The sequence below is a fragment of the Legionella nigrisilvae genome, from assembly GCF_977063395.2.
Genome location: NZ_CDRUGZ020000021.1, coordinates 257,889 through 271,898, shown reverse-complemented (window position 1 = coordinate 271,898; position 14,010 = coordinate 257,889). Strand labels below are relative to the sequence as shown.

Sequence of the window (14,010 nt, the reverse complement as noted above, 5' to 3'; positions counted from 1 at the left end):
ATTTGATAAAAAATAATTATGAAAATGTTGTTACTAAGGAGATTAAAATGCAAGGAAGTTGGAACGGCTAAGCGGAATTGCTAATGCTGTAAAGACAAGCATAGGTTACACCTATACTTGCCTCAGGATTATTATTTAAGGTTGCAAATTCCAGTTATGAACAGCTGCTGTAGTGGGCTTCGTTTTTTCTGAATCCGCAAAAAATCCTTTTTCTGCAGCCAAAAGCCCTTTAGTTAAGTTCGCTTTGTTTTCTGTGGGTGCAGTTGTACTAGTAAATGTGATCTCTTCCAGTTTCGATACGCTGTCCACCCGTTTTTTCACTCTGTCAATATCCGCTTTTAAAGCCCCAAATAAGTCTCCGGAAAATGGAATTTTGTAAGCACCTTTATCATCGACGCTAAACAGTTCACCTTGATGATTAAGGGCATAGCGTGAAAAAATAATCCCTTTTGATGTATCGGATACGAGAGTAAACGTAATCATTCCTGGTAATTGGGAACGACTTTCACGAATTACAAAAGGTAAATCTGTGTTATTTTTTAGAACGGTTGTAGCCTCTTCTGCATTGGCGACAAAATAAGGACTTTTTATAATGTTCAGATAAAGAGCTTGACCCTGTGAAATTTCAGCCTTAGGTTTAGTTTGAATTACAGGCTTGCGTACTTCTTGTTTCTTTCCGGTTAATAGCTGCTGCAGTTCAGGATACATTTCGAGCATCAATTCTTTAAGCACGTTCGCAACCGAGTCTAAGTCCTTAATATTTTTTTGCATTTGTTTCAAACATGCTCCATAGGAAGATAGTGGTATCCCGAGTCCCTGTATTTCCGCTTGCAAGCTGACATCTTCTCCCGCATAGGCATGTAAGCGTAAATGTACATTGATGGGAATCATATGGGGATGTTGGGTAAAATAATTTTTTAATGTATATAATATATCCAGCCGATCATCAAAAAAATCAAATATTATTTCTTCACCAGGATGATCTATTGACGCTTTTTGCATTTGTGCAAAAAGAATAGTTCGTTTGTATTCATCGACCTGTTGGATGTCTAAAGAGGCATGTTTATGAATATTATTGGTAGTATCCATCCAAGAATGATTACTGATTTCATCCATGATACGTTTGAATGAAGTGCCACTTTCCAAATCGCCCTCTAAATCTGCCAGCAACAAGGGATCAAAGTGGATGCCGAGATGGTTACAAATGGTTTCCATTGCCGGACAGCAAGAACCTTTAAAATTAAAGATAGTGCCACCATTTAGTAGATCGGTATAATAATCTTGTCTTGTAGAACCAATGAAGGCGTAGGCTGCTGAAAATTTAGCATTTTCTCTTTTAAGCCAAGCTAGGAAGTCTTTATTTGTTTCAAGAACGGCCTCACCCAGGTGCTTGCTAAAATCGTCATGTGGTAATTTACAGTATTCTTTATTAAATAAACATCCATCAAAATCAAAGGATAAATAGCGTATGGTCATTTTTGTACCTTAAAAAAGTTAGTTCGTAATTTAAAATGAAAAATAAATAAGTATTGAATTAGTCTGAAGAAATCGACTCAATTGGGATGGATATGAATGAAAAGCATGATTTAAGAAGGTGCAATAAATGGCACTCACCTATAAAGGTGTTGAGTTTTTTGTTAAATGCCACTGATATACTTAAAAAATCTATCAACAAATCCAGCTCATTGATTTAAGATCGCTTAAGTTGTACCAGTCCTCCGCTCATACAGAATTTTTTGGGGTCTTTATATCCCACAGCTGCATGAAATAGTTTTAACAATCGCTGTATTTTATAATTAAAATCTTAAGAGAATATTAAAATTAATTAACTTTTGGATATTTTTTAATCTATTGGTTGTATTTGTGCTAAATTTGTATAAATGGAATTGCCAATGCTACTCAGTATTCTGAGTTCATTATTGGGCCTCCACACACCAGAAAAGGGTGCATGTTAAAATGAATACTTTTGATACCATAGCAATCGAATTTGATCTAACCGACCACAGCGTTAAACAAGTTGCCCTTGATGAATTAAGTATTAATACTCACGAAATTAATAAAATTTATTGGGTCCATAGTAACTTAAATCAAGAGGATGCTTTTAATCAAGTAGTCGAAAAACTAAGCTTACCCAATGAGGTCATTCAGTTATGCTCTGAGGAAAATATTTTAGCCAATCTTATTGATAATGATAGTGCGCTAACATTGCAAATTAAATGTTTATCCTCGCTGGAGTTAAGTGATAAGAATGAAATTAATTTGGATACTTTAGTCATTCATCTTACTGAAAATTATTGTTTTACTGCGTCGCATGAGCCTCTGCCCGTATTATTTGAATTCTTCAATAATTGCTCAAAATCAGTTCATTATGCCAAAACTCCTGGTTTTATATTATTTTTATTTCTGGAGGGGATTATTAATGATTATGCTAAGGTTCTTTTGCATTATGAAGAAATAGCAGAGCAATTCGATGCTTTATTGCAAACCACTCCGGAGAATATTTATAAAAATGTCGCAGAGGTAAAACATCAAACCCTCCAGATCAAACGTTATATGATTGCAATAAGAGAAATTTTAATGCGAATTACCAGTCGAAATATTCTAGTCATTTCTCAAAAATGTCGTTCTTCCTTATCTAATTTATCGAATCATTGTCACCTGATCATCAACGAGGTAGATTCTATTCGTGAAATATTAAATAGCTTATTAGGGCAAATCGATAATGAGCTGATGCAAAAAATGAGTGAAACTATGGCCATACTCGCAGCATTTGCAGCTATTTTTTTGCCATTAAATTTAATTACTGGAATTTATGGAATGAATTTTGTCTGGATTCCCGAATTACATTGGCAATACGGATATTTTGGGGCGCTGGGTTTAATATTTATCTGTGCATTATTCTTGTATCTTTTGTTCAAAAAGAAGAAATGGCTGTAAATCAACTTAGGAGATATGCTCAAAACCCTGTTTAGGATGATGGAGATTTTCTGCGTGTTGTTTACAGAGTTCCTTATTTTGTAAAGAGCGACCACAATCGATGTAAGCAAATGAATGGGCAAAATCCCTGAGTTCCATAGTAAAGGTAGACCGTTTCACAGGTGAGATAGTGAGCATTGTGGTTCCATTTTCTTGCCGTTCAATAGAGTGTCGACCTCCATAAAAGAAATAATGAGAAAACCAATTGCGGTTTTCGTGATGCGGATTGCGCAGAATTACAAATTTTCGATGGGATATTTTGCTTTCTTTGATGCCAATCAAGGCATAAGTATGCTGTATGGTAATTCCTTCTGGTGGATCTTCCTTTGGACTGCAGACAATAGGCCTTTGTTCTTCATGAGCATTTTTTAATGAAAGGAATAATTTTATTTCATCATAACTGTATTTGTTTTCCTCCGGTAAAATGGCATATTCATCCAGCCATTGTTCTACAGAGGCGATTGCCTTAACGGGAGGATTAATGCTGTTACTCATTTGCTCCCTCATGAAAGTAGTAAAGGTCTTTTTCGTTAAAAAGTGATGATTTTTGAGCAATTGTTCAAAGTTTTTTTGGTTTAAATGAACCCAATTCCACCATGCATCAAATAGTTCTTGGTGATTATCAAAAACATACTGACGCATATTAGAAATACTCGCTAATTGATCATGTGGACGCAAAAGAAAAATTAAGGAATAAATATCTTTACCCGTACAGCCATAAATTACCTGTTTATATAACTCTGCAAGAGGTCCCTCAGCTTGTCTTGAGGTCGCAATAGAGTCGTTAAAACCACCCAGAAAGGCTTTTAAAGCATTCCGGCTATCGCCGCTTGTTAAAGTTTTATTGTAATTACCTCCCATAAAAGTAACATAAGCTTTTTCTAGAAAACGAACCCAGGTTGGACCAGAACTCAAAATGCCCCAGGAAGTGGGGAGTGATTTTTCAAGGATAAGCCATTGGGGCTCGTCATCCTTATAAAAACGAACATGGATTTTATTTTTGTGCTCAAACATTGATTCACGAATATATTGCTCTCCATTGGGCAAAGCAAGGATGGCATTGATAACTGAAAGAAGATAACAATCACCACTCCGAGCACCTTGAGCAACGTGTGAAATAGACAATTTTTTTGGATAAAGAGGGGCAAAACTCTGTTGGTGCTGGATCTTAAAAAAAGAATATTCTCCAGTGGGATTTGCACTGGTTTTTTGTTTTTCTATCGCTAATTGTTTATTAAACGATTCCTCGATTTTAAACTGAGCCTCCATAATATGAGTCTCCGCTTGGCGTAAGTCCTTGAGGCACATACAATTTATTCCTATTTATTGAGTGTAGAGCATTTAATCGAATTGCTCGATGAGTATGGGTAAAAATTATTGATTATAATTAAAAATCTAATTTAATTAAGCCTAGTGGCGGTCTGTTTTTTTATAAAATGTTCTAAGTGATTATTCATAGGGTATACGAATATGAGATTGGTTAATCTCTGTGCAGGAGTTCACTCCCATCAATGTCATGGCAATACTCATTTCGTTATGAATGATATCGAGCATATGTTCGACTCCTGCTTGCCCTCTTGCTGCTAAAGCATAAACGGTTGGTCGACCTATAAGCACTGCATGAGCACCTAGTGCGAGCATGCGAATAACATCAAGTCCAGAGCGGATTCCTGAATCGACGAGAACGGTGAGATCAGAGTGTACCTTATCTGCAATCTTTGGAAGGGCTTTTACTGTGGATGATACCCCATCAAGTTGTCTCCCTCCGTGATTGGATACGATAATGCCATCTGCACCGAATCTCACGGCGTCTTTTGCATCTTCAGGATCCAGTATTCCTTTAATAAGTAAAGGTCCACTCCAAAAATTACGTACCCATTCCAGATCCGACCAACTAAGGCAGGGATCAAAATTATTATTTAGCCAGGAGATGTAATCTTCTAAACCAATCTTTTTGTTTAAATAGGCTGAGATATTACCCAAATCGTGCGGACGTCCTCTTATGCCAACTTGATAAGCCCAGGAGGGTTTTAACATGGCTTGTAATAAACGAAGTTCGTGCGCAAATGGACCTGCCATTCCAGAGTGGAGATCTCGATACCGTGCACTCGGGGTTGACATATCGACTGTAAAAATGAGATTGGTCACACCACAGGCCTGGGCTCGTTCAAGAACGTTCTGCATAAAGCCCCGATCTTTTAGGATATAAAGTTGAAACCAAATGGGTTGAGTGCTTTGGCTGGACACTTCTTCCAAAGAGCATAGAGATACTGTTGAGAGTACAAAAGGCACCCCTTTTTGGGCTGCTGCTTTGGCTACTTGTACCTCACCACGTCGAGCATACATTCCTGTAAGTCCAATTGGACTTAAAATGATTGGCATTGCCAATTTTTGCCCTAATAGTTCTGTTTCAAAATGAGGGTGCCCTACATTCTTTAAAACTCGTTGCCGCAATAATATCTTTGCGAGATCTTCGGTATTTGCTTTAAGAGTTTGTTCCGTAAAGGCACCCCCTTCAATGTAATCAAAGAGAAACCGAGGTAATTTTCGTCGGGCAGCTTCCCGATAATCAGTAATGGATGAAATGATCATATTCATGTCCAATTTATGTCAGCCCCAACTATGAATTATCTTCTCCCTCTAACTCCTGAAAAACCTAAGTTTTCTATTTCAGAGCACTACGGCGAGGTGTTAAAAAAGCCAAGACCATGGCGATAATGAATAAAGCAGGAACGTCCCCATATAAATGAGCAAAATGTTGTGGGTAATAAAATGACTGAATAGCCATAATAGCCCCATGAACCACACTCGACCACACAGTAAACCAAATCAGACTTAAATGTTGAACGGGATTTCTTGCTGCCAGTAGCAAGAACACCCCTAAAGTGGCATAGACACCTAATATCATTTGTAAATAGACGTTATGTCCAGATTGGTGCCAAGCCCATCCGGATGGCCATAAAAAAGTTAATGGGTATATCGCGAAGATAAAAACTAGTCCAAAAATAATCAAGGCCATTCGAAGCAGGGTGTAGTTCTTTTTACCGTCCATGATCACTCCAGTTGAAAATGCTGGTTTCTATGTTCATTATAGCAAGACGGATTAATTCAGGATCTTTGAAAATTATTTGTGGGTAACAGAAAATTGATTTTCTGGAGGAAAATGCAGTAAAAACCCGGGTTATGTCTTTGGACCTGCACCCGGGATCCATTTATTTTGCAAGTTGGGGGAGGTTCTCTAATTGCATTTTGACAAGTTTTGTAATCGCCTCAAGCATTTGCTGGCATGATTCAGCATTTCCTGGTGATTGTTTATAAATAATATTAGCTACGAATGCAGATAATGCCTGAGATATTACATTATTATTACGAAAATGGGGTGGTAGTTTTTCCACGGATTGAACCAAAGAGGTTAATAAGTTTTGTCCGATAAAATTCATGGCTTTGGCATAATCTTCATTCGTTAACGTTTCAGCAGGGCGGGTGTTTTCATCGAGGGTCATGTTATATCCTGTAATTTTGATAAAGAGGAATTATAGAGTTTGCCTCTAAGTACTTCAATGCCTGCTGGTACGCGTCATCAACTTATGTTCGCGATAGGCCTTTATGAGGCACAACCGTTACCCACAATAATAAATTAAAATTTAAAGTTTGCTGAAAAGAAATGGATTTGTATAAGAAAAATCATCATCAGTTTCTTCAGCAATTGTTTGCTTTAATGGGTTCTCAGTAAGGTTATTCACAGGAGAATAAGCGCCATGACTCACTCTAGGATAGACGGATTCAATGCCCTGATGCAGCAGTCCGGTAGGGTCGAGTATGATTAATTCTCCTTTCCCGGTTAAATTAAAGGCGGCACTGCTGCCAAATAATGGAGTGGGCTTGGCCCCTTCTTGAGTCAATATTTTAAATGTTTGTTTGTAACATAAGCTCGGTTCATCTGTGTCACTTCCGGTTCCTACCAGAGTAACTTGACCTGCTAAGTCTGACCATAAAAGTTCTTTACCAGTAAGTTCTTGGATATCAGAAAGAATTCGATCTAATTCTTCTTGAACGGTTGTTTTGGTTGTTCGATCACCCAGAATGTGCCCCATGTAATAACAAGGAGTTCCCTTTTGATCCTTATGGACAACTAAAATTCCAGTACAGTTCAGGATGCCTTCGGTACCTAAGACATCAATATCACCTTCCTTAAAACCAGCGCCTGCATCGGCACCTACTCGATAGCAACTAAGTCCCTGCATGCTCGGAAGTTGATCCGAGTTAGGTTCAAAGAAGAGTGAGAAATCGTGGCATTGTTCTATCAGTGCGTGGATTTCAACTTCCTTTTCATCTTCTTGCCTCTTTTTCAAGTTTTTTAATAATATGGCAGCACGCCAATATTCTTTTTCATCAAGATTTGACAATAATTCTATAGCCTCGTCGAGCTTATTATACTGTAAGAGTATCGTATAATATTTTGACATTTCATGAAGTCGGATATTATCGATATCCAACAAAACTATTTTGTGCTCACCCTCAGTTACAACTATCGTCTTCATTATATTGCCTATTTACAAATTGGCCTGTAATTATACATATAAGCAATTTAATTTGCAAAAAATAAGAGCAAAATGGTTGTTTATGGGTCTTTTTATGACGTTTGGCGCTACAGGGTAAATATCTTTGCCCCCTAATTTAACTAGCATATGAATGGATCCACCGTGCCAAAGCATGAGCCCCTGCGATTAATTCCTCTTCATTTCCTCCAAATGATAAGCGGACATAACCTTCCTTTCCGAATGCAATTCCTGGCACAAGGGCAACATTTGCTTCTTCTAAGGCGTGTTTACAAAAATCTTCGGAATTCATTTTTTTAAACCCCAGACTTTCTAATGAAAGAAATAGATAAAGGGATGACGATGGTTGTTTTATAGCTAAGCCCAAAGAGTCATGCAAAGCTTTAATGAGAATATTTCTTCTGTTTTGCATGCATTGTTGGACCCAAGTACTGATTAGATTTATTTCATTTAATGCAGCAACAGCCGCCCATTGGCTTAAGGTGGTTACACCACTGGTACTTTGACTTACTAATGAAGTTAAGGGTTGGATAATGGATTGAGGGGCAAACACAAAACCGATTCGCCAACCGGTCATGGCAAAATTTTTTGAGCAACTTTGAATAATAATGACCCGCTCTTGAAACTGGGAGAAAGAGCCGCAGGATACATAGGCATGTTCATCATAGGTGAGGGCACTATAAACTTCATCTGCAATAACTAAGAGATTCTGTTCGTGAGCGATTTGTAATAATTCGATAAGTTCAGATTCCGTATACAAGGCACCTGTGGGGTTCGTTGCATTATTCAAAATCAAAATTTTGCTTTTACTACTGCATGCATTTTTGAGAGATTGCGGTGTCAATTTCCATCCTTCGGTTTCTTGGGTTTCCACGACGATGGGGACACCGCCAAATAATTTAGTTATAGCTGGATAGGAGACCCAATAGGGAGCGGGAATTATGACTTCATCGTCCTCTTCCAACAGTAATTGCATCAACAAATAGATTCCCAATTTTCCACCGTTAACCACAAGACAATGTTCTTTTTGAAATGAACAGCCATACCATTCATTCATCCATTCACATGCAAGGTGGCGCAATTTTGGGATTCCAGATATTGGTGGGTAAAGGGTATGTCCTTGTTCAAGAGCCTGCATCGTAGCAGTGACAATAGAGGGATGAGGTAGAAGTTTAGGTTCACCGGCACTTAGGTTATAAATTTTAATGCCGGCATTTATCTTTTGTTGAGCCAATGAGTTGATTACAACAGTTGCTGAATTCTCAGGTAAATGCCTCATTATTTTTGTACCTTTCTAGAATTTGCAATAATGATTTTGAATACACGATTTATAAATTCTTGTTGTAAATGGTACTCTTTGGATAAATGCCCGTAATATTCGAATAATTCTTTCTCCCGCGATCGGTCCGTTATTTTTTTCCCTTCTTTTGATTTTAAAGCCCCAATTTGTTTCGACAATTCCTGCCGTTTCGCTAATAGTTCAATGAGGTTCGCATCTGCCTGTTCAATTTGTTTTCTCAATTCATCGAGTGTATCCATGATGTTCTCCTTACTTGAGAAGAGTTGCGTTATCAGCATGTTTTTTTACTAAGATAAACGCCGTTCGATTCGGTTTGCTGTCTTGAATATCGGCGGCTATTATTTCTAAACCATAAAGTTGTGCACAACGTGCCGGTGCAATAACTGCCGAATGAGCTGGCAAAGTCCCGTCTGTCAAATCCTTTGCTGCTTTTGCGGTATCAATCCACTCTATTTGTTCAATATTATTAAATTGTTTTTGCAAAAACTGGCGACATTGAGCGAGTCCTTGAGGATGGGACACGATGTACGAAATTTGGTGGTATTGCACACCGGGTCTTACAAGCAAACATTGATTAATCTCATGCCATAATTCATCAATGGGGGTAAATAAATGCTTTCCCATTGCTAAAAATGCGGGTTTTACCAAACCGCCTATAAGATTAACCACAGGAAATATGCCCAAATCTATGGTTTCACGTTCAATCGCATCAAGAACACCTTCCATATCCAGTAAGTGAACCAACATGGGAGCTATCCCTTTCTGCTTAGCATAAACCAGTGCCGCTTCTTCAGAAAACGAGCCCGCATCCCCTGAAATACCCAATAAAGTAATCATGCAAGAGCCTCCTTCGGTAATTCTGTTTTCTCCAACGACCGCAACTCAGCTAATTCCAACAGAAAGCGCTCTGTTTGCTCCCAGCTTAAACAAGGATCAGTAATGGATAAGCCGCCTAAGTCAAGATCCTCGGGGTGAACAGAATCCACTTTTTGATTTCCCTCTTTGATAAAACTTTCAACCATGAACCCTTTGACCAATTGTTTTAAATCAGGATACTTCCTAATACTTTCTAAAACGCTTAAAGCAATTGAGGGTTGTAATTGATGATTTTTTTTGCCTTCAATCAAACAATTATCATGGCTGACATCAACGATGACCGAAGGGTTAACGATTTGATGCATATCCATGTATTGTTTTACTTCCTTAAGATGAGCAATTGAATAGTTAGGAGCATTGTTTGAACCACGTAAAACCATATGAGCATGATTATTACCGTGAGTTTGCACTTCATAACCATCAAATACTGCCACGTGAGAGTGTTGGGAGGCAATAATACTGTTCACCCCAATCGCCAAGGAACCATGGGTGGGATTTTTTAATCCTACGGCACAATCTAAAGCCGAAGCAAAAATTCGATGTTCTTGATCTTCGGAGCTGCGTGCTCCGATTGCTACCCATGAGAGAAGTTCAAGAAACCCTTTAGCATTATGAGTAAACAGTGCTTCATCGGCAATTGGAAGTCCCATCTCAATGACTTTAATCATCATATCCCGAGTATATTTTATTCCGGCTGCAATATCGGGTTCAGAAAATAGATCAGGCTGGTTTACAGGACCTGTCCATCCTTTAGTTGTACGAGGTTTTTGGATATATACCCGCATGATTAATTTTAATTCATGTTTAACTTTCTCATTCAATTTCACTAAACGGTTGGCGTACTCCAGAACAGCTTGTTTAGGCCACGCAGAACAAGGACCCACTATCATTAAAAGCCGATCATCACGGCCTTCTAAAATCGCTTTGACTTCTCTTCGATCGCGAGTAATTTGCTGGTGGGCAGAAAGGGACAAAGGAATTTCTTGAAGAATTGATTCTACAGAAGGGAGTTTTTTTAAGACTGAATAGCTCATCATACCCTCCTTAAATCAGTAAGCACTGTGGATAGAGGGGGAGAACGATGTGTTCGTGGTGGATGGCGCATGATATACACTCCTCTTTGGTTCTATCCAACGCCCATACTTTGTTGTCTGGGAATTCGGGTACCAAAAACCCCCAGACTCTGCTGGGGGTTGGAATGTTAGTTAATTCTACCGACCACCCAGCTCCGGGCTAAAAAAGCTAAAATAAAAAAAGCAAGCAAAGGTTTGTGGTAAACCTGCTTTTTCATTTAACTTGTGGTGTACAGTAGAATGGGACATTAAATTTCACAAAATTGTACTATTAATGTACAAATATACAACTTAATAAATATTATGTCAAGAGCCAAAGTGGTGAGGGGACATTCTTTAATTTGATAAATCTATGAAAATCTTTTCAATTAAAGAGATTTCTAAGGTGAGAAACATAGTTTATAACTTGCCAGCGCCACGCAATGGGGCTATATTTTTTTATTTCTATCCCAAAAAACAGTAAGAAATGACCAAAATCGCACTTTATTTAGCGGGTGGTGGAGCTCGTGGAGCCTATCAGGCAGGCGTACTCCATGCGATCAACACCATTCTTGGTGTAAGGAAAATTCCTTTCAGTATGATCACTGGCGTTAGTGTTGGCAGTATTAATGCCGCAGTAATCGCTGAAAATGCACTGGATTTTTCTGCGGGTACGAACAAGTTAAATGAATTATGGAGCAACATTACTTGCCAGCACATATTTAAGTCCAGTAACTACGCGCTCAGCGTATCAGCAATGCGCAATATGAACAGTATGCTTACTAAGCAACGCTTGTTGGGACATATTCTAGATACCTCGCCTTTGCGTCAGTTCATCACCAACATTATTAATTTTGAGACTTTGGAAGGGGTTATTAAAAATAAAAATTTGGAAATGTTAGAAATCATCAGCAACTGTTATGAAGCCCAAAAAACCATTTCCTTTTATCAACATTATGCAGAAAAGTTTGAGGATTGGGATGATCCGCTTCATAGTAGTCAACGAGTTAATCTTAAAATGGAGTATTTTCTAGCATCAACCTCATTACCGTTATTCTTTCCACCCGCAAAAATAAATGGACTTCATTATGGAGATGGGCATGTGGGATTAGCGGCTCCTCTACGAGGTGCTATTCGTAGTCAAGTCGATAAAATTTTAATAATTGGTACACGTACATTACCCAATGTTAGTGACGTAGAGAAATTACAAAGCAGTGATATTGATTTTTCCCGTGTGTTAGGGGGAATGGTCAATGGGTTGTTTTTAGATAATCTTGAACGTGATCTTGAGATGGTTGGCCATATGAATCATATGGCTCGCATGATACCTACAGAGAAGGAATATGCTCATTGGCGGCCAATTCAAACCTTGCATTTACGGCCTAGTACGGATGTAGCCGGCATGGCTCAATCTCAATACCATAACATTCCTATTTTACTACGTATGTTTCTTAATTTTCTGGGTGCGAAACGTCATTCTGGTGATCTACTCAGCTTTTTATTATTTGAAAAAGCCTTCACACGTCAATTAATGAAACTGGGTTTCGATGATACGCTGGCAGCAGAGGGTTCTGTTTTAGATTTTTTTAATAGCTAGGGTGCAAGGCGGGAATTTACTCATCAAATCATACTTACTTTATTGGTGAGAGGGAATTCCCGCCTGCGCGGGAATGACACGTTGTCTCTTAAGAGTGTTTCCTAGTGTATCACTTTATGATCATGAGCCACTTTGAGGATGGATCAATTTTTTGACTATTATTGGGGTTTCCGGCTGTGTAGTGTTTGCTCATTAATGTGCTGGTGGCACTGTCAAATTTATCATTATTAATGTGTTTGTTAAGACAACTTCCTACCGAACTTGCTCCTGAGCAGAAGGCTTGATTGAAATCATAATACTGATTGAGTCGACTTTTAGCTGCGGTAGCACCGATGAAATTATAAGTAATGTAATCGTTTAATTGCCATGGGGCTTGTGCATTAGATCTTGATAACTTCAGGGTTTTAAAAGAAGAAGCATTGCCATGATCTGATCCAATAGAAGCAGAATATATGATGGGAATGACATAACCATTTCGTTCTACTTTAATTGCATGGATTTCATCAAAGTGAGTATGCGCTGCAAGCATGCCAATAACCAGTTCCGGATACGCTTTTATAATTCTTTTAAACGAGTCTTTATAGGTTGTTTCCCAACTTTGCGGTGGGACATGCATCGCTAAAAGAACACGCTCATGGTTTGCTTTACTTATTTTAAGTTCATTTTCTAACCACTGAAGCTCTTCGGTGGCACCCTCCCGCGATGGTGAAAATCCTGGTCTTGATACAAATACCACACTGTTTAATGAAATAAGCTTGAGATGATCCCCTAGGTATGCAGAGTAATAGCCGTATTTCTGGTTTTCCTGGCTGATACAAGCCTCCCCATTAAAAGGACATTTAAGCCCTGTTGAAAGAAATCCATCATCATTTCCTGTTATCGCTTTTAACAAATCAGAAGCAGATTCATCGTTATAAGTAAATGGCCCATAATCTCGTTGCAGCGAATCATTATTACCAAAAATATAAAAATAAGGTGAAGGATTTATTTTTTCATTCAGTTGTTCAAAAACCAAGTTGATGTTGTCTTTTGTTGTTTTACGCGAATAGGCGTTGTGGGCTGGTAAGTCACCCAGCAAAAGAACGGCATGCTTTGTTTGTTGATCCAAATCAATTTGTTCGCCAATACTAGCTATTAATGTTTTAAAGCTTTCAGGGTCCAGTTCTTCGGAAGAATTGGGATAGGGATTTATGTGTGTCGGTTGTTTTTTTGTAATATCCACATGCGGATCGGATATTAGGAACACATTAAGTTGGTTTTGAGTGTTATCACTGGCTGCTGTTGCAAGGCAATTAGCCATAGAGAGTAAGAGCATGGCCAAGGCTATTGTTAATCTTTTGAACGTTATCATCTAAATTTCTCCGTCTGTGTGGATGATTTTGTAACTTTATTCAGAGAGGTTCGAGGTGCTCCACTGACACTACTATGATACCAGCAGCGGATTTAATGAAGATTACTGTGTGTACGCAAATTATGCAATTGGAATATTAATTGACCTTTTGAAGTTCTCTGCACCGAATAGGTCATTAATAGGAACCAAGCAATTAGATTGACTATTCAGGTACATTGAAGTGTTTTACATTCACTAGAGGTTATGTTCAACTGTACGTAGTGTTAGGGTATTGGTTTTTGAAATTTTGCTGCATGGAT

The 14,010-nt window shown here is 38.4% G+C and carries 13 protein-coding genes; 2 read left to right on the top strand and 11 right to left on the bottom strand.

The window, feature by feature from the left end:
• Window positions 1-135 precede the first annotated feature (135 nt).
• On the bottom strand, window positions 136-1,476 hold the full coding sequence (locus ACWTE2_RS12270) for a hypothetical protein (protein ID WP_454785564.1): 1,341 nt from the start codon (window positions 1,474-1,476) through the stop codon (window positions 136-138).
• Window positions 1,477-1,956: 480 nt separating this feature from the next.
• Between ACWTE2_RS12270 and ACWTE2_RS12265 the strand changes: the two genes are divergently transcribed.
• A complete protein-coding gene (locus tag ACWTE2_RS12265; RefSeq protein ID WP_454785563.1) occupies window positions 1,957-2,937 on the top strand; it encodes a magnesium transporter CorA family protein in 981 nt (326 codons plus the stop codon).
• A gap of 6 nt (window positions 2,938-2,943) precedes the next feature.
• On the opposite strand, the gene ACWTE2_RS12260 is transcribed toward ACWTE2_RS12265, so the two are convergent.
• From ACWTE2_RS12260 to ACWTE2_RS12220, 9 genes are all read right to left on the bottom strand, one after another.
• On the bottom strand, window positions 2,944-4,284 hold the full coding sequence (locus tag ACWTE2_RS12260) for a C2 family cysteine protease (protein ID WP_454785562.1): 1,341 nt from the start codon (window positions 4,282-4,284) through the stop codon (window positions 2,944-2,946).
• Between the two features lie 141 nt (window positions 4,285-4,425).
• A complete protein-coding gene (gene lldD / locus ACWTE2_RS12255; protein ID WP_454785561.1) occupies window positions 4,426-5,568 on the bottom strand; it encodes an FMN-dependent L-lactate dehydrogenase LldD in 1,143 nt (380 codons plus the stop codon).
• A 73-nt stretch (window positions 5,569-5,641) separates the two neighbouring features.
• Entirely contained in the window at window positions 5,642-6,028 is a 387-nt protein-coding gene (locus ACWTE2_RS12250) for a DUF6632 domain-containing protein (RefSeq protein ID WP_454785560.1), read from the bottom strand.
• A gap of 160 nt (window positions 6,029-6,188) precedes the next feature.
• Window positions 6,189-6,479, bottom strand: coding sequence for a hypothetical protein (locus tag ACWTE2_RS12245; protein WP_454785559.1), 291 nt, complete (start codon window positions 6,477-6,479; stop codon window positions 6,189-6,191).
• A gap of 141 nt (window positions 6,480-6,620) precedes the next feature.
• Window positions 6,621-7,517 carry a hypothetical protein gene (locus ACWTE2_RS12240; RefSeq protein ID WP_454785558.1) on the bottom strand — a complete coding sequence of 299 codons (897 nt, stop codon included), beginning with the start codon at window positions 7,515-7,517 and terminating at the stop codon, window positions 6,621-6,623.
• 136 nt (window positions 7,518-7,653) lie between these two features.
• Window positions 7,654-8,814, bottom strand: coding sequence for a pyridoxal phosphate-dependent aminotransferase (locus tag ACWTE2_RS12235; RefSeq protein ID WP_454785557.1), 1,161 nt, complete (start codon window positions 8,812-8,814; stop codon window positions 7,654-7,656).
• Window positions 8,814-9,074: a chorismate mutase gene (locus tag ACWTE2_RS12230; protein WP_454785556.1), complete on the bottom strand. Its 261-nt coding sequence runs from the start codon at window positions 9,072-9,074 to the stop codon at window positions 8,814-8,816. The genes ACWTE2_RS12235 and ACWTE2_RS12230 overlap by 1 nt, the downstream gene beginning before the upstream one ends.
• A 10-nt stretch (window positions 9,075-9,084) precedes the next feature.
• Window positions 9,085-9,672, bottom strand: a complete 588-nt coding sequence (locus tag ACWTE2_RS12225; protein WP_454785555.1) for a prephenate dehydratase domain-containing protein — start codon at window positions 9,670-9,672, stop codon at window positions 9,085-9,087.
• Complete coding sequence (locus ACWTE2_RS12220; protein WP_454785693.1) at window positions 9,669-10,745, bottom strand: 3-deoxy-7-phosphoheptulonate synthase; 1,077 nt, start codon at window positions 10,743-10,745, stop codon at window positions 9,669-9,671. Before ACWTE2_RS12220 ends, ACWTE2_RS12225 begins: the two co-directional genes overlap by 4 nt.
• Before the next feature lie 505 nt (window positions 10,746-11,250).
• Here ACWTE2_RS12220 and ACWTE2_RS12215 point away from each other — a divergent pair.
• Complete coding sequence (locus tag ACWTE2_RS12215; protein ID WP_454785554.1) at window positions 11,251-12,360, top strand: patatin-like phospholipase family protein; 1,110 nt, start codon at window positions 11,251-11,253, stop codon at window positions 12,358-12,360.
• 109 nt (window positions 12,361-12,469) lie between these two features.
• Here ACWTE2_RS12215 and ACWTE2_RS12210 read toward each other — a convergent pair whose 3' ends face one another.
• Window positions 12,470-13,711, bottom strand: coding sequence for a metallophosphoesterase (locus ACWTE2_RS12210; protein ID WP_454785553.1), 1,242 nt, complete (start codon window positions 13,709-13,711; stop codon window positions 12,470-12,472).
• Between the last annotated feature and the right edge of the window lie 299 nt (window positions 13,712-14,010).